Origin of the sequence: Parabacteroides merdae ATCC 43184 (assembly GCF_025151215.1) — a bacterium.
Lineage (GTDB): Bacteria > Bacteroidota > Bacteroidia > Bacteroidales > Tannerellaceae > Parabacteroides > Parabacteroides merdae.
This window is the reverse complement of record NZ_CP102286.1, coordinates 574,729-597,528: the sequence shown is the minus strand read 5'-3', so window position 1 is coordinate 597,528 and position 22,800 is coordinate 574,729. Positions and strand designations below refer to the sequence as shown.

General features: G+C 45.5%; 21 protein-coding genes. 10 read left to right on the top strand and 11 right to left on the bottom strand.

Going from position 1 to position 22,800, the window contains the following annotated elements:
• Window positions 1-165 precede the first annotated feature (165 nt).
• The 3 genes from NQ542_RS02390 to tsaB all read right to left on the bottom strand — a co-directional run bounded on the left by NQ542_RS02390 (window position 166) and on the right by tsaB (window position 3,964).
• Window positions 166-2,256 carry a BT4734/BF3469 family protein gene (locus NQ542_RS02390; RefSeq protein ID WP_005640205.1) on the bottom strand — a complete coding sequence of 697 codons (2,091 nt, stop codon included), beginning with the start codon at window positions 2,254-2,256 and terminating at the stop codon, window positions 166-168.
• Entirely contained in the window at window positions 2,256-2,642 is a 387-nt protein-coding gene (locus NQ542_RS02385; protein WP_005640203.1) for an HU family DNA-binding protein, read from the bottom strand. Before NQ542_RS02385 ends, NQ542_RS02390 begins: the two co-directional genes overlap by 1 nt.
• A gap of 602 nt (window positions 2,643-3,244) precedes the next feature.
• Window positions 3,245-3,964 (bottom strand): tRNA (adenosine(37)-N6)-threonylcarbamoyltransferase complex dimerization subunit type 1 TsaB, encoded by a 720-nt coding sequence (tsaB, locus tag NQ542_RS02380; protein ID WP_005650330.1) that lies wholly within the window; start codon window positions 3,962-3,964, stop codon window positions 3,245-3,247.
• Window positions 3,965-4,187: 223 nt separating this feature from the next.
• On the opposite strand from tsaB, the gene NQ542_RS02375 reads away from it, so the two are divergent.
• From NQ542_RS02375 to NQ542_RS02340, 8 genes are all read left to right on the top strand, one after another.
• Window positions 4,188-5,060, top strand: a complete 873-nt coding sequence (locus NQ542_RS02375) for a YicC/YloC family endoribonuclease (protein ID WP_005640194.1) — start codon at window positions 4,188-4,190, stop codon at window positions 5,058-5,060.
• Window positions 5,061-5,069: 9 nt separating this feature from the next.
• Window positions 5,070-5,639: a guanylate kinase gene (gene gmk / locus NQ542_RS02370; RefSeq protein WP_005640193.1), complete on the top strand. Its 570-nt coding sequence runs from the start codon at window positions 5,070-5,072 to the stop codon at window positions 5,637-5,639.
• Complete coding sequence (locus tag NQ542_RS02365) at window positions 5,636-5,809, top strand: hypothetical protein (RefSeq protein ID WP_005640190.1); 174 nt, start codon at window positions 5,636-5,638, stop codon at window positions 5,807-5,809. Before gmk ends, NQ542_RS02365 begins: the two co-directional genes overlap by 4 nt.
• A complete protein-coding gene (gene nadD, locus NQ542_RS02360; protein WP_005640188.1) occupies window positions 5,794-6,405 on the top strand; it encodes a nicotinate (nicotinamide) nucleotide adenylyltransferase in 612 nt (203 codons plus the stop codon). Before NQ542_RS02365 ends, nadD begins: the two co-directional genes overlap by 16 nt.
• Window positions 6,406-6,495: 90 nt before the next feature.
• A complete protein-coding gene (gene lysS, locus NQ542_RS02355) occupies window positions 6,496-8,226 on the top strand; it encodes a lysine--tRNA ligase (RefSeq protein ID WP_005640186.1) in 1,731 nt (576 codons plus the stop codon).
• A gap of 10 nt (window positions 8,227-8,236) precedes the next feature.
• Window positions 8,237-9,232 (top strand): NAD(P)H-dependent glycerol-3-phosphate dehydrogenase, encoded by a 996-nt coding sequence (locus tag NQ542_RS02350; RefSeq protein ID WP_005640184.1) that lies wholly within the window; start codon window positions 8,237-8,239, stop codon window positions 9,230-9,232.
• A gap of 10 nt (window positions 9,233-9,242) precedes the next feature.
• Window positions 9,243-10,586: a glucose-6-phosphate isomerase gene (locus NQ542_RS02345; RefSeq protein WP_005640182.1), complete on the top strand. Its 1,344-nt coding sequence runs from the start codon at window positions 9,243-9,245 to the stop codon at window positions 10,584-10,586.
• Between the two features lie 90 nt (window positions 10,587-10,676).
• On the top strand, window positions 10,677-11,411 hold the full coding sequence (locus tag NQ542_RS02340) for an HAD-IA family hydrolase (protein ID WP_005640180.1): 735 nt from the start codon (window positions 10,677-10,679) through the stop codon (window positions 11,409-11,411).
• Between the two features lie 62 nt (window positions 11,412-11,473).
• On the opposite strand, the gene NQ542_RS02335 is transcribed toward NQ542_RS02340, so the two are convergent.
• The 7 genes from NQ542_RS02335 to NQ542_RS02305 all read right to left on the bottom strand — a co-directional run bounded on the left by NQ542_RS02335 (window position 11,474) and on the right by NQ542_RS02305 (window position 19,218).
• Window positions 11,474-12,361: a sugar phosphate isomerase/epimerase family protein gene (locus NQ542_RS02335; RefSeq protein ID WP_005640179.1), complete on the bottom strand. Its 888-nt coding sequence runs from the start codon at window positions 12,359-12,361 to the stop codon at window positions 11,474-11,476.
• A gap of 169 nt (window positions 12,362-12,530) precedes the next feature.
• Entirely contained in the window at window positions 12,531-13,775 is a 1,245-nt protein-coding gene (locus tag NQ542_RS02330) for an ABC transporter permease (RefSeq protein WP_005640176.1), read from the bottom strand.
• A gap of 11 nt (window positions 13,776-13,786) precedes the next feature.
• Window positions 13,787-14,968, bottom strand: a complete 1,182-nt coding sequence (locus NQ542_RS02325; RefSeq protein ID WP_005650331.1) for an ABC transporter permease — start codon at window positions 14,966-14,968, stop codon at window positions 13,787-13,789.
• Window positions 14,969-14,988: 20 nt separating this feature from the next.
• A complete protein-coding gene (locus NQ542_RS02320) occupies window positions 14,989-15,996 on the bottom strand; it encodes an HlyD family secretion protein (protein WP_005640171.1) in 1,008 nt (335 codons plus the stop codon).
• A gap of 75 nt (window positions 15,997-16,071) precedes the next feature.
• On the bottom strand, window positions 16,072-17,481 hold the full coding sequence (locus tag NQ542_RS02315) for a TolC family protein (RefSeq protein ID WP_005640169.1): 1,410 nt from the start codon (window positions 17,479-17,481) through the stop codon (window positions 16,072-16,074).
• 220 nt (window positions 17,482-17,701) lie between these two features.
• On the bottom strand, window positions 17,702-18,310 hold the full coding sequence (locus tag NQ542_RS02310) for a Crp/Fnr family transcriptional regulator (protein WP_005640167.1): 609 nt from the start codon (window positions 18,308-18,310) through the stop codon (window positions 17,702-17,704).
• A gap of 2 nt (window positions 18,311-18,312) precedes the next feature.
• Entirely contained in the window at window positions 18,313-19,218 is a 906-nt protein-coding gene (locus tag NQ542_RS02305) for a hypothetical protein (RefSeq protein ID WP_005640165.1), read from the bottom strand.
• Window positions 19,219-19,317: 99 nt separating this feature from the next.
• Between NQ542_RS02305 and guaA (NQ542_RS02300) the strand changes: the two genes are divergently transcribed.
• Both guaA (NQ542_RS02300) and guaA (NQ542_RS02295) read left to right on the top strand, forming a co-directional pair.
• Entirely contained in the window at window positions 19,318-20,838 is a 1,521-nt protein-coding gene (gene guaA / locus NQ542_RS02300) for a glutamine-hydrolyzing GMP synthase (protein ID WP_005640163.1), read from the top strand.
• 60 nt (window positions 20,839-20,898) lie between these two features.
• Entirely contained in the window at window positions 20,899-22,206 is a 1,308-nt protein-coding gene (gene guaA, locus NQ542_RS02295) for a glutamine-hydrolyzing GMP synthase (protein ID WP_005640161.1), read from the top strand.
• A 25-nt stretch (window positions 22,207-22,231) separates the two neighbouring features.
• Here the strand turns inward: guaA (NQ542_RS02295) and NQ542_RS02290 are convergent, their stop codons facing one another.
• Window positions 22,232-22,792 carry a sugar O-acetyltransferase gene (locus NQ542_RS02290; RefSeq protein ID WP_005640158.1) on the bottom strand — a complete coding sequence of 187 codons (561 nt, stop codon included), beginning with the start codon at window positions 22,790-22,792 and terminating at the stop codon, window positions 22,232-22,234.
• Between the last annotated feature and the right edge of the window lie 8 nt (window positions 22,793-22,800).

The following is a 22,800-nucleotide window of genomic DNA, read 5'->3' as shown; positions in this document are numbered from 1 at the left end:
TCTTCACTTACAAACATAGTTGGAAATAGACGATCCAACTATCATACCATCATAATTGGCAATAACCCACTATATATCAACACAAAACAGCCATGACAGTTCGCAAAACAACTGTCATGGCTACTATCATACCATCATACATAAAATTAGTCAATCAATTATATATCAACCATCTACTTCTTCCACATAATAACAAGTCCCCCTCATCGTCCGCTTATTCGGCACGCTATTCCGCTTCAAAAGCTTGCCGAAATTAAAGATCATCGTTTTTGTAATGTTAAAACCGGGTTGTTTCTCCGCGATCATATCCAGTATCTCGGACGCCAGAAGCGGCTTTGCCTCTTCAATATCCTCCGCGATCTTGAAATAACGCAGGAACAGTTGCTCTTCAGCCGGCTGCTGCTGGAAATCCCTGTTGTTTTCAGTGATCAGCGCCTCTTCCTCCGGAGTAAACCAAAAACGTTCTCCACGCCTCAACAATTCTTTCGCTTCCGCATACAACTGATCATAATCGATCGGCTGGGCATAATCGATCCGCCCCTTCACCTCCACGCAAATGAAACGGCGGCTACCGGTCGGATCCGTCAGCAAATCATAATTGTTGCTGGTCGCGATAAACGTGGCATAGCGACGCAAGTTACGGCTCGCACTCTGATAAGGCAAACGAGTGTTCACAACCGCTTTTTGCAGGATATGCTTCAAAAAACTTTGATGAGAACTTTTCACTGAATCAAATTCATCGATATTAATCAACGCATACCGGTGCAAAGCCAACTCCGCCCCACGGCGATTGCCGAAATCGATACTGTCCGTATAATAAGGACGCAACACTGGTGGCAACAAATTCAAGCAAAACGTGGACTTCCCACACCCTTGGCCACCGACCAACAGAGGTGTCGTACTATTCCCGTGTTCCGAATCCAGTTCCATCCAATGTGCCACCATGCTTAGGAACCAGCGGTAAAACAAATCTCCCCATACCGGATTGTCACAAGGGACACGCCCGGCTAATGCCCTGATGCGTTCTTTTCCGTCCCAAGCCGGAAGATTCCCAAGAAAATGGTCGATAGGATGATATATCGGAACACGATCGGAATTGACATACCGGTCGATATCCTTGTCCCATACATTCAACCCTTCCTGCTGGGCTTCCAGGCAAATGGAATTCCGGACTTTCGTCGTATAAGGCTTGTAAACGAACTGTATCATCGAACGGTCCAAATATTCCACTCCACCGCTCATCTCATTCGTCCGGAAGAAATAACGCCGGTTCATAAACTCGTCCAACCGCAACACCAACGACATGGATGGCGGGACGGAAGAGAGCGGCTCCGCACGGTTTGAAACATTCTCCAACGTATATGCCGTACGGAAAGCCATACGGACGTCTATCTTATATTTTTTCAAAGCCTCATAGCGCAATGTCCAGCCCACCGCCTCTTCCTCCGGTATTCCAAGCCGGCAGCAAGCTTGCGCCAAGTCGATGAACAGCAGTTGGATATCATCTTCCGGGCTTTCTGAAAACCGGCGCGTCATCTCCATCAGGATGACACTGAACAGCGTGGCGATCTGCCCGTTCCGATCCGCTCCCGGAGCCATCATCTCCAACGGATCCCGAACCGGAGAAGGCACGATCTTCAAGTCACCCCCGTCCGGCATCTGCAAAGGTTGCTCGATCCGGATCGCCACCGCATCCGGATTGTAATAGGCGTCCGGATCCACACTCATCCGGCACCCCCGCGACAGGAACGGTTCTTTCAACGATATAATGCTGCCCAACTGCGGCTGGTAATGCCGCACCGCCAGCTGATAAGCCGCAGCATGAAACATACGGGCCTGCTCCTCTTTTTTCGGCAGCGAGCCGTCGGGCAGCACAAAAGGAACCACGATCTTGACCGAACGCCCGCTCAGCCCGACGAACGCCAGCAAGGTCTGCGGCAGGGCGGCAGCTTCACGGCGGACGGCCTCCGCCTCACTCTGGCTTTCCAAGCCGTTCACTTCCAACAAGACATACCCGTTATAGCGCCTCAACTGTATTCCATCGCCATTCTTCTTGAACGTCGAGCCAAAAGCCAGGACCGGTAGTTTTCCGGACAAATCCGTGGTTCGTGCCAAAAACGCCATATTCAATTTTCGACGAACCGACAATATAGCTTCCGCATCTTTGCCGTTTTTCAGCAACCCGACAATATATTCCATATCACGCGAGTGCATCCGCAACACGCCTTTTTTATGCCTGTAATATGTGATTTGCATTACCAAGGATTTCTTTCGAATTTGACAAATTTCATGCTCTTTCTCACACAGGGAGCCATCCTGAAACAGACACGACGCGCCTTCACCCGATGGGGAGTACATTTTTTCGGATCTTCGAAGCCTTCGCTCCCTGCCGAAAGATAAAAATCACCCAACCCGTCCAACTCCACGGAATAGCCGTCTTTCAACAATTCAAGAATCATCCCTCCGATCTCGCAAACCGAAGCGAACACATCACCTCGGCTCAACGAGCAACGATCGGCAACCAAATCAGCCAGCTTTTTCGTTGAAACCCGCCCGCACGTAACCGGAACACCATAATAGCGTACTTTATCTTCCGCTCCCGTCTTGTCCAGTTTTTGCCGGACTACATAGTAATGTGCCATAAATAACAGTATTTTTAATATTAAACAACCAGATATTCTTCTCAAGACGCCCATTTTAACACTTTTTACACCCCCATCTGAACGGTATCAACCCCCGGGTCTCACCCCTTCCGACACCCGGATGACGGGCTTCTTTTCTTATTACAAATATACAAATAAAACATCTATAATGCAAATATTTACAGCACTTTATTCAATTATATCTACACTTATTTTTCCCCAGCACGAAGACAGAATCATGTGATATACGACATGATAGTATGATAGTATGAAATGATAGTTGAAAATAGATACTATCATATTTTTATAAACTAATATACAGACATTTATAAGAAAATATGATAGTATGATAGTTAGATTTAAAAAAAATCCTATGTATATAATAGGTGGATGTTTACAGCAACTTATTTATATTGCTTGCAGGAGGAAGACTTACATGGATGGCAACCCTAAATAACACATCGTCCCGTTTCCATGTTTGACATTACAGCTATCAAACACAAGAAACAGGACGATTTTGCATATCTAAGTTCTTTTCCGATTGACCGGACTTACATAAAAATTTCGACAAACGTGCCATTCCGACATAGCACACAACTACATCATCGAGCTAAAAGCACCTTATTTTTTGCAACCGTCGCCTGAAACTCTTTCAGGTAGAACGGTTCGAAATAGGCGGTGTCTTCAAACTTGCCGGCGGCAAAAGCTTGTTCCGAGAGCGGAATCATGTTTACGGCAAGAGGATGGATGTCTTCGATAAAGATGGCGTTCGGAGAAGTGATGACCGATTTGCATTTGGAAGCACCGTTGCCAAAGAAACAAACTTTCCCTTTTTCCAGATAAGAAGCATACGTACCGGCTTCCACAATATCGGCCTTCGTCTCGCGGACAGGCTTTAAGGAAGCATCATAGATAGCGGCATAAACCTCCATACGCCGGGCATCCAACATAGCACAATAAAGGCAATCATCAGTAATAGAGACGATTTGCGAATCGCCCTTACTGTTGACAGTAGCAGCCATGATGTCCAACGTATGAATGCCGATCAGAGGAATACCGAAACCAAAGCAAAGACCTTTAGCGACAGACACTCCGATACGGAGTCCGGTATAAGAACCAGGACCGCTACTGACCGCTACGGCATCCAAGGCTTTCTTCCCCTTCTTTTTCAATACGGAAAGAGCTTCTTCAACAAATACGCCTAATAGGGCTGCATGCGAAGGGCCGTCGAACGAAGCCTTCGCAAAAAGGACTTCACCATCCATAGACAACGCTACAGAGCATACAGAAGTCGATGTTTCGATATTTAATATACAAGACATTTTAATTGACAATTGACAATTGACAATTGACAATTAAAATATGTGTCAAAAGCCAATCGGTTGATAATGGATGCAAAAGTATAAAACATAACTGTAATCTCATGATCAAAACCGATTTTATTAAGGCTAGCACGGATGGTTTCGGCTTTTTCTCAATTATATTGTCAATCGTCAATTGTCAATTATCAATTGATTAGCTATCTTTGCACAAATTTTTAGAACAATGATACAATCAATGACTGGATTCGGTAAGGTTACAGCCGAACTTCCTTCTAAAAAAGTAACCGTAGAAATAAAAGCTCTGAACAGCAAGCAACTGGATTTGTCGACCCGCATTCCTTCCATCTACAAAGAAAAAGAAATGCAAATACGCAGTTTGTTACTCCAGTCGCTTGAACGTGGAAAAGTCGAATTTAATATATTTGTCGAATATATCGGTAAAGACACGCCCACACAGATCAACTTGGCTGCGGTAGAAAACTATTACAATCAAATCAAAGATATTGCCGACCGCCTGAACATCGGACTTCCCGCCGACTGGTTCCAGACCCTGCTCCGTATGCCGGACGTGATCAAGACAGAGGCCCAGGAAGTAAACGAAGAGGAATGGAATGTGGTTGAGAAAGCGATCAAAGAGGCCATAGGGCACCTTTGCGATTTCCGTATTCAGGAAGGCGCCATGTTACAAAAGTTGTTCGAACAGAAAATTGCCAATATCTCCCGCCTGCTTTCAGAAGTAGAACAGTATGAAAAGGAGCGGATCGAAAAAATCAAAGCCCGTATCATGGACAATCTCGAAAAGATTGCCGGACAGGACTACGACAAGAACCGGTTCGAACAGGAGATGATCTATTATATCGAAAAACTGGATGTAAACGAGGAAAAGAACCGCCTGGACAACCACCTGAAATATTACATCAGCACGATGGAGAGCGGACACGGACAAGGTAAGAAACTCGGTTTCATCGCCCAAGAAATGGGACGTGAAATCAACACCCTTGGTTCGAAAAGCAACCATGCCGAGATGCAAAAACTTGTCGTCCAGATGAAAGACGAACTGGAACAAATCAAAGAACAAGTATTAAACGTATTATAAAAACGATATATGGCTGGCAAACTGATCATATTCTCCGCGCCGTCCGGTTCGGGCAAATCCACTATCATCAATTTCCTGCTGAAGCAGAATCTGAACCTGCATTTTTCCATCTCGGCTACCAGCCGGGCCCCACGTGGTACGGAAAAGGACGGAGTGGAATATTATTTCCTTACACCGGATGAATTCCGTGCCCGTATAGCAGCAGGAGATTTCCTGGAATACGAAGAGGTCTATACCGACAAATATTACGGCACGCTGAAAAGCGAGGTGGAACGAAGGCTGATGAGTGGCGATAACGTCATATTCGATGTCGATGTCGTAGGAGGTTGCAACATCAAGAAGTTTTATGGCGACCGTGCTCTTTCGGTCTTTATCCAGCCCCCTTCGATCGAAGATTTGCGGAGTCGTCTGGAAGGACGCGGTACGGATGCTCCGGAAGTAATCGAAAGCCGCATTGCCAAAGCCGAATTTGAACTGGGTTTTGCCGACAAATTTGACGTAATCGTGGTGAACGACAAGCTGGAAGTCGCACAAAAAGAAGCACTAAAAGTGATAAAAGAGTTCCTTAAAAAAGCATGAACGGCAAGAAGTTATCCAAGAAATGGCTATATACATTCATTGGTATAGCATTTGTCGCTCTTGCCACTTGTACAGCCGCCCTATATTATAAGGAGTATATCATAGCGACCGGTACCGGATTGGTATTCGGTGCACAAGTCATAAATATCATCAAGTGGAAACGGGACTGAAAGAAAATACGGTCAGCAAACGTAAAACCGGCATTTATTCCGGTTCATTCAATCCGGTTCATATCGGCCATCTGGCATTAGCCAACTGGTTGTGTGAATTTACGGAGTTGGACGAGCTATGGTTTCTGATCACCCCCCATAACCCGCTAAAAGAGAAGGAAGAACTGATGGATGACCGGCTTCGCTATGAACTGGTAAAAAAATCCATCGCTGGTTACCCTAAGTTCCACGCCAGTGACTTCGAGTTTTCTCTTCCTCAACCCACTTATACCATCAACACACTCCGGACATTGGAAGCAAGTTATCCGGACCGTGAATTCTATTTCATCATGGGTGCGGACAATTGGAAATATATTACCCGGTGGGTAGAATACGAAGCCATCATTTCCAATTATCCGATCTTCATCTATCCGCGCAAAGGATTCGATGTTGAAATTCCGGCACAATATCCTCACATAAAAAAAGTAGACGCCCCTTTGGTCGAAATATCCTCAACCTTTATACGCGAAGCTTTCAAGACCGGAAAAGATGTCCGCTTCTTCCTGCCCGAAGCCATACGTAATCTGCCTTTTCCATTACAAAACAATACCTTTTAAGAACATAAAGCGTAAAGTCGCATACGTTTTTAGGCAATAAGTAAGAAAAGTTTTGTATTTTTGCGCCGTATTATACAAAATAATAGCGTAATGAATCTATTAGAACTGAGTGAACAGGAAATCATAAGACGTAACAGCATGGAGCAGTTACGTCAGATGGGGATAGAACCTTATCCCGCAGCTGAGTATGTAACGAATGCATTTTCCAAAGAGATAAAAGAGAATTTTAAAGACGATGCAGAGCCCCGCCCTGTAAGTATTGCCGGTCGCATCATGAGCCGCCGCATCATGGGAAAGGCTTCCTTCATGGAATTGCAGGATTCAGAAGGCAGAATACAGGTTTATATCTCTCGTGACGACATTTGCCCGGAAGAAAATAAAGATCTGTATAACATTGTTTTCAAGAAATTGCTCGATATCGGCGACTTTGTCGGAATCAAAGGTTTCGTATTCCGTACACAGATGGGCGAAATTTCCGTCCATGCACAAGAGATAACGGTATTATCCAAATCACTCAAGCCGCTACCGGTCGTCAAATACAAAGACGGTGTAGCATACGATGGATTCAACGATCCGGAATTGCGTTATCGCCAACGCTATGTCGACCTGGTGGTCAATGATGGCGTAAAGGATATTTTCATGAAACGTGCGGCAGTTATCAAGACCATGCGTACCGCGCTGGACGAAGCTGGATATACGGAAGTGGAAACTCCGATCCTGCAATCCATCCCCGGAGGGGCAAGCGCACGTCCGTTCATTACGCACCATAACTCGCTGGATATCGACCTCTATCTGCGTATTGCTACCGAACTGTATCTGAAACGATTGATCGTCGGAGGTTTCGAAGGTGTCTACGAAATCGGTAAAAACTTCCGTAACGAAGGTATGGATCGCACCCACAATCCGGAATTTACCTGTATGGAACTTTATGTCCAATATAAGGACTACAACTGGATGATGAGCTTCACCGAACAGCTATTGGAACGTATCTGTATCGCCGTCAACGGTACATGTGAAAGTGTAGTCGACGGCAAGACCATCAACTTTAAGGCTCCTTACCGCCGTCTGCCGATTCTGGATGCCATCAAGGAAAAGACAGGTTACGACCTGAATGGCAAGAGCGAAGACGAGATACGCACGATTTGCAAGGATTTGAACCTTGAAATCGATGAAACAATGGGTAAAGGCAAGCTGATCGATGAAATCTTCGGTGAATTCTGCGAAGGCACGTTTATCCAGCCGACTTTCATTATCGACTACCCGGTCGAGATGAGTCCGCTAACCAAGATGCACCGGAGCAAACCTGGATTGACCGAACGTTTCGAATTGATGATCAACGGTAAAGAAGTGGCAAATGCCTATAGTGAGCTGAACGATCCGATCGATCAGGAAGAGCGCTTCAAAGAGCAATTGCGCCTGAGCGAAAAAGGAGATGACGAAGCGATGTTCATCGACCAGGACTTTTTGCGTGCACTGCAATTCGGTATGCCTCCGACGTCTGGTATCGGTATCGGCATCGACCGTCTGGTGATGTTGATGACTGGCCAAACGACTATTCAAGAAGTGTTGCTCTTCCCGCAGATGCGCCCGGAAAAGACAGTTAAGAAAGACACCGCAGACAAATATGTCGCACTGGGTATCGATGAAGCATGGGTTCCTGCTTTACATAAAGCCGGATATCTCACAACCGACACGTTGGTAGATGCTAATCCCAACAAGCTGAGACAGGAACTCTGCGAAATGAATAAGAAATACAAACTGGAATTGCAAAACCCCACTGCCGAAGAAGTAGAGGCATGGATTGCAGGCGCAGCCAAATAAGAGTAATACTATGAAGTTGCCCGGAAAAATTGCAATAATGGGAGGTGGTAGCTGGGCTACCGCCTTGGCCAAGATTGTACTTTCTACACAAGATAGTATTAACTGGTATATGCGTCGGCCAGACCAAGTAGAAGAGTTTCTGTTGTTGGGACATAACCCCAGCTATCTTTCCGCCGTCAAATTTGATACTGACAAAATCAAATTCTACACGGATATCAACAAAGTAATCAAAGATTCGGACACTTTGATTTTCGCCACCCCTTCTCCTTTTTTGAAACAACATTTGATGAAGGTGACGACCTCCATGCAAGACAAATTCATCATTTCGGCCATCAAAGGAATCGTTCCGGACGAAAACATGCTCGTAGCCGATTATTTTGCCGAATACTACAATGTCCCGATTGACAATATCGCTGTCATCGGCGGTCCGTGCCATGCCGAAGAGATCGCTCTCGAACGGTTGTCCTATATCACGCTGGCTTGCCCTAATATCGAGAATGCAAGAGCTTTCTCCTCCGTATTTAAGAACCAGTATCTGAACAACTCCTGTTGCAAGGATGTTACAGGTATTGAATATGCTTCCGTATTGAAAAACGTATATGCTATCGTCGCAGGTATCTGCCACGGTATGAAGTACGGAGATAATTTTCTGGCAGTTTTCATCTGCAACGCGATCGAAGAGATGCGTAACTTCCTCAACGCCGTACATGGCCTGGAACGGGATGTGACAGATTCGGTATATCTCGGTGATCTTCTGGTAACCGCATATTCTCGCTTCAGCCGGAACCGTACGTTCGGGACCATGATCGGGAAAGGTTATTCCGTCAAAATAGCCCAGCTCGAAATGGAGATGATCGCCGAAGGATATTACGGGACAAAATGTATTCGGGAGATAAACGAAAAATATAAAGTAAACATGCCGATCTTGGATACTTTATATAGTATTCTATACGAAAAGAAATCGCCGACTACCGCGATACGGCAGTTGACTGAAACATTTAAATAATAATGTAAATATGAAGAACATCAGTCTTAACATTGACAAAGCGCTGGGTACTGTGACGAAAGAACAGGTGTATGCTCAGGCTGCAAAGGCCCACGAATGTAATGCCACTTTACAAAATGGTAATGGTGCAGGTAACGACTTTTTAGGTTGGTTGCACCTCCCCTCTTCTATTACAGATGCTGAACTGACAGACATCGAAAATACAGCTAACGTACTTCGTTCCAAATGTGAAGTTATTGTCGCCATCGGTATCGGCGGTAGCTATTTAGGAACAAAAGCAGTGGTAGAAGCATTAAACAATAGCTTCGACTGGTTACATACGAACCGTAAAAATCCGGTTTTAGTATATGCCGGACACAATATCGGTGAAGATTACTTGTATGAACTTTGCGAAATCCTGAAAGGCAAACAGTTCGGTCTGATCAATATCTCCAAATCCGGTACGACTACCGAACCGGCCTTAGCTTTCCGCATGCTGAAAAAGCAACTGGAAGACGCAGTCGGCAAAGAAGAAGCCAAACACCGTATCGTCGCCATCACAGACGCCAAAAGAGGCGCTCTCCGCACGCTGGCTGACCAGGAAGGCTATAAGACATTCATTATTCCCGACAACGTCGGCGGTCGTTTCTCCGTACTGACTCCAGTTGGTTTGTTACCTATTGCCGTTGCCGGTATCAGCATCCGCGATTTGGTTGCCGGAGCTATTTCGATGGAAAAAGCAACAGACGTAAGCGTTCCTTTTGCTGAAAATATGGCAGAAATCTATGCTGCTACCCGTAACGAATTATATAAGAGCGGCAAGAAGGTTGAAATCCTCGCCAACTTCCATCCGAAACTCCACTACATCGCCGAATGGTGGAAACAGTTGTACGGTGAAAGCGAAGGCAAGGACGGTAAGGGTATTTTCCCTGCTTCCGTCGATCTGACAACCGATCTGCATTCTATGGGCCAGTGGATCCAGGATGGTGAACGCACGATCTTCGAAACTGTTATTTCTGTTGAAGAGCCGAACCACAAAGTAGTCGTCCCAACCGACGAAGCAAATCTGGACGGTTTGAACTTTCTCGCCGGTAAACGTGTGGACGAAGTGAACAAGATGGCAGAATTAGGTACTCAATTGGCTCACGTGGACGGCGGTGTTCCTAACTTGAAGATCACAATGCCGGAAGTAAGCCCTTACTACATCGGCCAGCTATTCTACTTCTTTGAAAGAGCCTGCGGCATCAGCGGTTACATGTTGGGAGTAAATCCGTTCGACCAGCCAGGTGTAGAAGCCTATAAAAAGAACATGTTTGCCCTGCTGAACAAACCGGGTTACGAAAAGGAAAGCGAAGCGATCCGCGCACGGTTGTAGCCAACAATCACATAATATAAAAATTTTTCAGGCACGACTCTCCTTCAAAAGGATCGTGCCTGAAAAATATCTATTAGCAAGCAATTAAAAATGATTCAAGAAGCAATCGCCCAATATCTGCAAAAACAGCGACAAGTTTTATTTTCTCCCAAGGCCGTACTTTTCGATATGGATGGTGTCCTTTACGATTCCATGCGTTTTCATGCCCGTGCCTGGTACGAAACGGCTACCCACCACCAGTTGATCTCCACCCCGGAACTATTCTACCTGTATGAAGGCCGGACGGGTGAAAGCACGATCAACGAATTGTATCAAAAAACTTTCCTGCGAGATGCGACCGATGAGGAAAAGAAATCCATCTATGAAGAAAAAGCTATCTTGTTCAATCAATATAACGATGGAAAGGCAATGCAAGGAGCGGCCGAAGTACTGAAAAAAGTAAAAGCCTCCGGCTTGCAAACACTTGTCGTAACCGGTTCCGGACAACACAGCTTAATCAACAAGCTGGAACATACCTACCCAGGCTATTTCAAACGGGAAAAGATGGTGACGGCCTTTGACGTGAAGTTAGGCAAACCTCATCCCGAACCTTATCTGATGGGATTGGAAAAGGCAGGAGTCAAACCCTATGAAGCTCTTGTCGTAGAGAATGCCCCGATGGGCATACAAGCGGGAGTAGCTGCAGGGATCTTCACGATAGCAGTCAATACTGGTCCTTTGGACGACCGAATTTTACTCGATGCTGGCGCCGATCTACTTTATCCGGACATGACGGCTTTGGCGAAGGATTGGGACAACCTTATGAATGCAATCAAGATCTCTTAAATAAATTAGGCACGGATTACAATTGATGTAACCTGTGCCTAAAAAACTTATACAAAAACGTCTTACTTCACATAATCCGCCTTGTTCAGATAATCATAGCTCTGCTGGACGCTGGCAACCGGATCGTTTTGGGTATACTGTTCGACTTCAACATACCAATCTTTGATATTATTTGCGTACATCTGGTCAAAAATAGGTTTGAAGTTCATCTTACCACTGGCGCCGATTTCCTTTTCGTCTTTGATATGGACAGCCTTGAACTGGCTCGGACGGTTCTTCAGGTAAGCAACCGGATCACCACCGCCTTCCTGTACCCAATACACATCCATTTCAAAAAATACATGATTCGGACTTACATTATCTAACAAGAAGTCGTAAATCAATTGATCTCCGATTTTACGGAATTCAAAAGCATGGTTATGGTAACCGAATGCGATGCTGGCGGCTGCCGTCTTGTAGCCAACGGTATTGAAATAGTCGCAATACATCTTCAAATCGTCCAAAGTCGTCTGGTCGGTAACCGGCATCCACGGCTGAACCATGTATTTGACACCTAATTCATTGTGGGCATCGATAGCCTGATCCCACCAACTCATCACTTCAGCTTCTTTTTCCTTTGTGAAAGCTTGTCCTAAGTGAGCGCTCGTACATTTCATGCCCAAATCATTCACCATCTTCTTGAACTCAGCAGGAGCCAAACCATAGATCTTGCCATTGTCATAGCTAGCTGTTTCAAGATTCTTATAGCCCATTTTCGAAGCCGTTTCCAATACCTTCTGGATTCCTTCTTCTTTTACAAGGTCTCTTAAAGAATATAGCTGAAGCCCGATATACTTGGAGGACTCGGAAGCTGAGGCTTTACCGGCACAAGATGTTAACAACTGAGGCATCACTATCCCCCCTGCGAGCATTAACGAAGCCCGCTTTAAAAACTCACGTCTGTTCTGCATAGTACTAAAAAATTAAGTTTGCTTTGAGAATTTCTACAAAAGTAAAACTATATTCGGTGGATTCTAACATAATAACGTTAAAATCATCAAAACGGAGTCATAAAACCTTCTTATCTTCTTTTACCAACCTCTTAAGAGGACGACAAGAGAAGCCATAAGAGGAATACCATTAAAAAGTCTGCTTCATCTTCATATACCTATGCTGCTTTATAATCATTTTCCGGCTACGAATAATTTGAAAGCGATATATCACGAGGGCCAGTACGAAATAGACACCTGCCTGAATCCATAACGTATGATATTCATGTACCACCTCATTCAATGCCGCCCCACATGTATTGATACGGATGAATCCCTGAATCCCCGGTGTCGAAGGAAACAGATATCCTATAGCCTGCCAGAACGGAGGAATCGCTTCTTTCGGCCAGGAGACTCCGGATATGAATAACAAGATCACAGATGTAAAGACAAACACTAGCATAGGCGCCTCTCGGGTAGTCATAAAACCGGACAATGTCATGGCAAAGAAGATCGAAGCAAACAGATACGGCAGGATGAACAGCAAGATCGTAACCGGATCACCCACTTGAGGCAGGGAGAAGAGTTTCGGCACGACGGCTAATACCCAGATGCAGACAACTACATAAATCAAGATATAGGTCAGAGACTTGCCTAACACGATACGCAACGTCCCGTTGAAATGCCGGCTAATCGGAACAAGGCTGTGGAAGCGGTTCTTTTCACGTGCTGTCCCCCCTAACATACCGATCCCTAAAACCAGTGTTTGCTGGATAACTAAAATAAGGATAGCCGGAACTAAAAAACTGGCAAAGCCGTTTTGCGTATTGAAGAGGGTCACGGATTCATAAGGAATCGGATTGACCGTTATTTCCTCCTGCTTTGCCGATGCACCCGGAGCATTATGCATCCGTATTTCTTTCCCTAAGTCGAGTGATACTTCCGTTGCCGCCAGCAAAAACGCTTTATAAAACAGCAGGCTGCTCATATCGCAATACAAGGGAACCGTCGTCTGCTTGCCCGTATGCAAATTCTTACTGAACTCGGTCGGGAAATAAAGGATTCCATAGGCTTCCTTCCTGTCCAGCATCCGCTTGGCCTCCTCCATATCCGTCGAGACGGCGACTACCCTGACATCGGGCGTAGCATTCACACGACGGGTAAACTCGCGACTTAGATAGGAATCGGACTGGTCCACAACCACCATCTTCGCCTCGCGTACCACTTCATTATTATAAATAAAGGAATAAAGCAACGGATAGGCAAAAGGCACCAGGAAAAAGAAGATCAGCACGCCCTCGTCTTTGAAGACATTTTTCAATTCATCCTTCCAAATGTAAAAGATGTCCAAGATCCCTTCCTTGATCATATCTCGTAAACGATATTCTCTTTTCATTACTTTCTGTTTTACGGAATATATTTAAAGTACAACAATGCGTTCTTCAAGTTTTTTCCAATCAGGAAAGGCAAAACGAGAAAACCCATAAGCCAGGCATATTCAGCCCAGCTATAAAAGAAAGGCCTTCCGTTCAAAGCCTGGTCGACATAGATCAGAAAATAGTGCCGGAGAGGAAACAGGTTGGAGAGTGCCTGCAAAGTAGGGTCCATCCTCAATACCGGAAAAGAAAATCCGACGATAGAAAAAGCGATCATCCCGAATAGGCAAGCAGAGCTCAACCCTAAACGAAAAGTCGGCAACACCCCTATCATGAAAATCCCGACCGCCTGCGAAGCAATCACCAGCAGAAATAGAGCTGACAGCATCGGTAACCAGCCACTATTCAACGGGAACGAATTAAACCCATACAAGGCCACCGCATACAGGAATGCCACAATCGTAAAAATCACCGTATGAGGGAATATCTTCCCTATGAGGCTCACCGTAAGCGAATTTCCACCCATCTGCAACCATTCGCGGGCCGTCGAGTATTTAATCTCGGAACCGATGCTCAATACCGTCACCAAAAAAATCATCAATTGCAAAACACCAGGCAAAAGTGTGTTATTCAGATAGACCGAATAGTTAAGCCAAGGATTCCCGATCGCGTGTGTATCGATCACGATCGGCTGGAGCTGCGCCATGATCTGGTTTTCAGTATAGCCATGCGCCAGCCCCGTCTGAAGCCCGACCGAAGCACCTGCTAAGACAGACATGGTTTTCATATCCCGAAACAACAGAGATGCAGCAATAAGATAAGTACCGTTCGTATAGAACGACAGCTTAGGCTGCCGACCAGCTGTCGCATCCACACCAAAGTCCTTCGGAATATAAAAAATACCATAAACTTTCCCTTCCTGCATAGCCTGGCGAGCTTCCTCAAACGAGACGGTTGTCAGCATCACCTTCGTCTGCTCGAATGCATCCAACTGGCGGGCTAAGTTACGGGAGTTGGAAGAGCCGTCCAGATCTACTACCGCAACAGGCATATCGGTAGGCAAACCCTCCTTCATCAACGAAAGAAAAAAGACCACACAGATAGTGGGAGCCACCAACATACAAAAGAAGTAGACCGGGTCTTTACAAATCCTGAATATCTCACGCTTTGCAATTGACAATTTTGGGGTACTATTTAATTTTTCATTATTCATTTAACCTTGTTCTTTAATTATCAATTATCAATTGTCAATTTCTTAATGACCGACATTCCAGGACGTAAGTCGGCCACCTTTTCCATTGGACGGGCACGCACCTCGAATGTCTTGGAGTCAAACTGTCCGTTCGTTTTTGTCGCTTTCCAGGCGGCATAAGTTCCCATATCCTTCATATAATAAACTTTCAGTTTGACCGGCCGGTTATCCAACGCCGGGATAAAAGCGTCTAATTCGGTACCGATCTTGATGTTTTTCAGATGATCTTCACGGATACTGAAGGTCACCCACATATCGTTAAGGTCGGTGATATTCATAATCGGAGCACCCGTACCGACCAACTCGCCCACTTCAGGAAAACGTTCGGACACCTCCCCGTCGATCGGTGAGACAAGTGCCGCTTCCTTCAAGTAGGATTCCACTTCGGCAACCGCTCCGGCAGCCTGCCCTACGAGAGCGGCAGCCGCGGCCTTATCTTCCACACGGGCTCCGTCTACAGCCATATCATACTGGGATTTGGCAGCTTTCTCAGTAGCGGCCATTGCCTTGTAACTGGCTTCTGCCTCATCGCGTTTCTGGGCAGACATTACCCCTTTATCGAACAAGTTTTGTACGCGCGTATATGATTTCTGGGCAATATCCAATCCAGCCTTCGCCTTCTGCCACATTTCATATGCTCCAGCTATCTCTTGTGCACGGGCACCTTTAATAGCCTTTGCGTTCTGAGCTTCAGCGGCACGACGTACAGCCTCCGCTTGCTGAAGCTTGGCAAGAACTTCGGGCGTATCCAGGAAGACAAGCGTGTCACCCACTTTCACCTTGTCGCCCTCACTGAAACGATATGCTTCGATTCGTCCGGGAACTTTTCCCGAAATACGAACTTGCGTAGCCTCCGCTTGCCCCATGATGATATCATCCGGCGGCGTCAGTAAAAAGAAACCGGTTAATGCAACTAATCCGACCACACCTAAGAATGTGATAAATGCCAATAACATATTATTGATTGAGTATTTTTTATTCTCGTTCATGAGTTTATAATTTGAGATTTATGATTGTATGATTTAGATAGTGTCCTCAAAAGTATCAAGTCCGTGTTCATCCACTTAATCCGCGTTCCTGGTTCTTCCAGAGAGCTCATCCCCCAGCTTTCCCATCGCTTTCGTCAAGTAGACTTCCGTCAATTTCACCTCTATCTGTGCATCTATCAGGCAGGAACGCGCCGACACCCAAGCCGTCTGCGCCTGCATCAGGTTAAGAGCCGGGATTACGCCTTCCTCAAATCCGAGATTGGCATGACGAAGATTCTCTTCCGCATTCTCCATATTGCGGGTGGAAACGATCAGCTTCTTGTTTGCTTCATTGACCTTGTAAACGGATTGATTGACCTGCAATTCCACCTTCTCGCGTGCATCCTGTAACTCCAAAGACTTGATGCGTGTCTCGGCACGAGCCGAATTGCGCTTATAACTGCCCTCCCACCAGCCGGAAAGCGGAACTTTCACCATTACACCGACATTGAACATCCCGGCAAATTCGTTTTTGAAGCCGTTCATGGAATTAGGGTTCGTGACCAAGTAGTTTGCCATAAATGCCACATTCGGCAACATATCCGACAAAACAATCCGTTCCTTCCTCTTATAAATCTTAGTCGCCAAGTCAAGGCTCTTCAGCTCGTTACGATTCATAAAGGCCTCGTTCACATCGGCCGCCGTAACGGAAGGCTCTGTCAGAAAACTTTCGATATCTTCATCTGCTAAAACAAGCGGGTCTTCTAAGGGCAACCCGCATATCTGTGCCAATAACATGCGGGAAAGAGCCAGACCGTTATCGACTTTCGTCTGTGCCATCTCTGCCTCGTTCAGTTTGACTTTGACGGAGAGTCCGTCGGCTTCGGTCGCTACTCCCTCATTGATCATCGCTGTCATATCATGATCGGTCTTACGGAGCAAATCGACATAGGCATCAGCTAACTTCTTCTTATTTACTAAAGAAATCACCTGCCAATAGGTTTCATCGGTTTTACAGATGACATCCTGCAGTTGCTGGTCATTCATCGACTCGGCCAATTGCTTGGCGTACTTGGTAATCTGATTGTAATTGATAATCTTGCCCCCCATAAACACAGGTTGCACAAGTGAAACGCTTCCCACCCAGATATTCTGGATGTCAAGGTGTTGCAAGTCGTCCACCCCTTCCATCAACTTTCCAAACACGGGTAACTGGGCGATCGGTCCGAGAGCCCCTCCGATAGAAGTGCTCAACGCTCCCATATCTAAGAGGTTGATATCTTTCTGGTTCCACATATACGCTCCGGTCGCCGATAGTTGAGGAAAATATTTGGTGAAAGCGGCGTTTTTCTCATAGCCGGCCATTTTAATCTTTTCTCCCGAGATCTTCAACTCTTTGTTGTTCTGAATAGCCAATTCACGACATTCCTCCAGCGTCAACGTACGCCCGGCACTTGCATAGCCCGACGAAACCAGTAATGCAACTAATACGACAAATCTCTTCATCTTTATCTTGTTTTATTCGGATTCTTTCCTAAACGGTGCAAAAGTACTGGTTCGCTTTAAATATACAATTGAACTAATTCAATAACTGCTTTCTTATACGTTCACAAGCATATAGTTTCACATGGTTTCATCCTGAAGAAACCGTTGTTTCCCACCGATGAAAATATAGTTTCCCACCAGTAAAAATACAGTTCCATGCCCATGAAACTTGTTCCGCCACCTATTCTGTCCTAGTGAATGAGAGGACTTTCCGCTTCAACTTGCAATACCAGGCATTACTAATTCCCATATAATGGGCGATATACTTATCGGGAACCCGGTTGATCATCCAGGCATAGTTCGTGTAGAGAAACTGGATGAACTCTTCCGCTGTGGAAGAGAGGCGAACGGCCAACAGAACATCCAGTTTATAGATGATCGTCAGCATGATATTCTGATAATAAGATGCAAACAAAGGATAACGGAACGAAAGGCTCTCGATATGATCGCGGGAAAAGCAGAGCAACTCGCCGGCTTCAAGCGCCTTAATCTCAAATTCAGAAGGTTGCTTGGTAAAATAGCCAATGGCGGAAAGGAACGGAAACATATTATCAGCCGCAAAACCGGTGACACATTCATTACCGTTCTCGTTTACATATAAATTGATGAAAAGACCTTTGTTGATGAAATAGGCATCCTGACACAACTCACCTGTACGCAACAGATAATCTCCTTTCTTCACGGAGATCAACTTTGCGTTTTTTGCCAGTTCGCCGAGAAAAGCTTCATCACAGACGAGGGCTTCCGGAAGGTCGGCAAGTAGTCGCGCAAAATGGACATCTGTTTCCATTGCTATTTTTCGAGTGTGAAACTTTTACGGCCGATCAAATTGCCATCCGCAAATATATCGACCCGATATGTACCCGGAGAAAGAAATTCTTCGATATTCCAGTACATCGTAACCGGCAATTCCTCACCGTCATATTCGACCAGTTTCTTCATGGAGTAATTGATTTCTTTTCCTTCGAAGGTAAATACATCGGCACGGCTCTTCAACAGGATATCGTCGTCCGGCTTCATGATGCGCACATAGATCGTCTTCTCTCCGACTGGAGCCGTAATGTTCTTGCTGATCCGGAAGTCAACGACAAATTGTTCCATCTTCTTGATCACCTTTGCCTTTTTTCCGCGACCATTGACAGGAGTTACATTGATACCCGTCGCATCCAAACGGCTTGCCAATGTGACACGTTCCGTCAGTTTCTCTTTTTCCTTCTTCAAAGTGGTAGCCGTAGAAGAAGCCTGCTTGTATTTCTTTACCGCTTCATTCTTTTCAACTTTCAATTGTTCGTTAGCACGATTCAGAGAGTCGATCTGAACTACATAATTACGCATGATCTTACGCAATGTCTGCAATTCCTTCTTTAGACGGGCAATCTCTTTCGTATTTGTCGCCTTTACAGTACGAAGTTCTTCCTGTAAGCGTTGTACTTTAGCTTGCTCGGTAGACAATAGATTCAGTAAGGAGTCGTTACCTATATTAAATTTATATCCTTCATATTGGAGAGACAATTCGTTAAATTCGTCTTCCAATGATTCCTTATCCAGAACATAAGCCTGCTCCAAGTCCTCCATCTGCTGATTCTGATGGAAAATATAGTAGGCAGCACCGGCGATAATCAACAATAACACAACCACTGCCATGATCAGCAATGACATCTTATTTATTTCTTTTGTCTCTTTCTTTTCAGCATCCATACGGTTACGATTAAAAATGAACACGCAAAGGTATGAAAAATGATTTAAATTTCGAATATTATTCCTACCTTTGTGCCACTCAATTAAATAATAATTTGCATGCACGAGAAACTTATTATTCTTGATTTCGGCTCGCAAACAACTCAATTAATCGGGCGTAGAGTCCGTGAGTTGAATATGTATTGCGAGATTGTCCCCTACAACAAATTCCCCCACGATGCTACAGGTGTAAAAGGCGTAATCCTTTCCGGAAGTCCCTATTCCGTATATGACGCCAATGCGTTCAAAGCTGACTTAAGTGAAATACGCGGTAAATATCCTGTATTGGGAATCTGTTACGGAGCCCAATTCCTGGCTTATACATCCGGTGGAAACGTTGAACCGGCCGACTCCCGCGAATACGGACGTGCCAATCTGTCGTATATCGACAATACAGACGAATTGCTGAAAGGCATCAATGTAGGTTCACAAATCTGGATGTCACACGGAGACACCATCACGGTCCTTCCTGAAAACTTCAAAGTAATCGCCAGCACGGACGATGTAAAAGCAGCTGCCTATCATGTGGAAGGTGAACAAACCTGGGGCGTACAATTTCACCCGGAAGTATTCCACTCGACAGACGGTACTAAATTATTAAACAACTTCCTGAATATTTGCGGATGCGCCAAAGACTGGACACCGGCCTCCTTTATCGAATCGACCGTTGCCGAACTGAAAGAACAATTGGGAGACGACAAAGTAATCTTAGCGCTTTCCGGCGGTGTGGATTCTTCGGTTACGGCTGTTCTGCTACACAAGGCTATCGGCAAGAACCTGACTTGCATCTTCGTCGACCACGGCTTGTTGCGCAAGAATGAATTTGAAAACGTGTTGAAAGATTACGAACACTTGGGACTGAACGTGATCGGAGTCGACGCCAAAGAGAAATTCTATAAGGAACTGGCAGGTGTCAGCGAACCTGAAAAGAAACGTAAGATCATCGGCAAAGGTTTTATCGATGTGTTTGACGAAGAGGCCCACAAGTTGAAAGATATAAAATGGTTAGGTCAAGGTACCATTTATCCGGACGTAATCGAATCGCTATCCATTACCGGAACTGTTATCAAGAGCCATCATAATGTAGGCGGTCTGCCTGCCAAAATGAACCTGAAACTGGTCGAACCGCTACGCCTTCTGTTCAAAGACGAAGTACGTCGTGTCGGTATGGAGTTAGGTATGCAACCACATCTGATCAAACGTCATCCGTTCCCCGGTCCCGGTTTAGGTATTCGTATTTTAGGTGATATCACCCCGGAAAAAGTACGAATCTTGCAAGAGGCCGACGATATCTATATGTCGCTGATGCGTGAATGGGGCTTGTACGACAAAATCTGGCAGGCCGGAGTGATTCTCCTCCCGATCCAGTCCGTAGGTGTTATGGGGGACGAACGGACCTACGAAAATACGGTTGCTTTGCGTGCTGTAACCTCGACGGATGCCATGACGGCTGACTGGGCGCAACTCCCATACGAATTCCTTGCGAAAGTGTCCAACGAAATCATCAACAAAGTCAAAGGAGTAAACCGCGTTGTCTACGACATCAGCTCAAAACCGCCCGCAACAATCGAGTGGGAGTAAAATTCCATATCCGCATTTCAAGTATACATAATGTAAAACCAATAAAAAATAAAGAATCGTATGAAACAAGATATGATTGTTATCCTGGATTTGGGCAGTCATGAAAACACTGTGTTGGCACGAGCAATCCGCGCGTTGGGTGTCTATAGCGAAATCTATCCGCACGACATTACGGTTGAAGAACTCAAAGCACTTCCGAATGTAAAAGGTATCATCATCAACGGTGGTCCTAACAATGTAATCGACGGTGTCGCCATCGATGTAAATCCGGGAATCTATTCGATTGGAATCCCTGTTATGGCAGCCGGCCATGACAAGGCTCTCTGCGAAGTAAAATTAAATGAATTCTCCAGTGACATGGAGGCAATCAAAGAATCGGTAAAAACATTCGTATTCGACACTTGTAAAGCCGAAGCGAACTGGAACATGACGAACTTCGTCAATGACCAAATCGAACTGGTAAGACGTCAGGTCGGTGACAGAAAGGTATTGTTGGCACTTTCTGGCGGAGTCGATAGTTCCGTTGTTGCCGCATTGCTTCTGAAAGCTATCGGGGACAAGTTGGTTTGCGTACACGTAAATCACGGTCTAATGCGTAAAGGTGAATCGGAAAACGTCGTTGAAGTTTTCAAGAACCAGTTGAATGCAAACCTGATTTATAAAGACGTTACCGATCGTTTCTTAGATAAGCTGGCTGGCGTTGCCGATCCGGAAGAAAAACGCAAAATCATCGGTGGCGAATTTATCCGTGTCTTTGAAGAAGAGGCACGCAAACTGGATGGCATCGACTTCTTAGCGCAAGGTACTATCTATCCCGATATCGTGGAAAGCGGTACAAAGACAGCCAAGATGGTGAAATCCCACCACAACGTAGGTGGTCTGCCCGAAGACCTGAAATTCGAATTGGTCGAACCATTACGCCAGTTGTTCAAGGACGAAGTTCGCGCTTGCGGTCTCGAATTGGGCTTGCCTTACGAAATGGTCTTCCGCCAGCCGTTCCCCGGTCCAGGTTTAGGAGTGCGTTGCTTAGGTGCTATCACACGCGACAGACTGGAAGCGGTTCGAGAAGCGGATGCCATCCTGCGTGAAGAATTCCAAAAAGCCGGATTAGACAAAAAAGTTTGGCAGTATTTCACCGTTGTGCCTGACTTCAAATCCGTAGGTGTACGCGACAATGCACGTTCCTTTGAATGGCCTGTTATCATCCGTGCCGTCAATACGGTAGATGCCATGACGGCTACTATCGAACCCGTCGATTGGCATATCCTAATGAAGATTACGGACCGCATTCTAAAAGAAGTCAAAAACGTCAACCGCGTTTGCTACGATATGTCTCCGAAACCCAATGCGACGATCGAATGGGAATAAGATAAAAAGGAAACATTCAAAAATATTACTCGTCTATTCGCTTGATCACCCGGCAAGGGTTTCCGACAGCAAGTGAATAGGCGGGTATATTTTTTGTCACCACGCTACCGGCTCCGATCACCACGTTATTACCTATTGTAACACCAGGAAGGATGATGGCTCCGGCACCGATCCATACATTATTACCGATCGTGATCGGGTAAGCATACTCCAAGCCCTTGTTGCGATCGGATGCACCCAATGGATGTCCTGCCGTATAAATGCCGACATTGGGGGCGATAAAAGCATTATCTCCTATACAGACCTTTGCCCCGTCCAATATAACCAGATTGACATTCGCATAAAAGTTCTCTCCCACTTCTATGTTATATCCGTAGTCACAGGCAAAAGGAGGTTCTATGATCAAGTTCTCCCCGGTCTTCCCCAAAAGTTTTTTCAGAAGTTCCGTCCGCCTGATCTGCTCGGAAGGACGTAAACGGTTATAATCATAAAGTAACTCTTTTGCACGCTCACGATCCGCCAATATTTCTGGATCATAATTAGCATCGTACAACAGGCCGAGACGGCATTTTTCTTTTTCGGTCATTGCTTGTT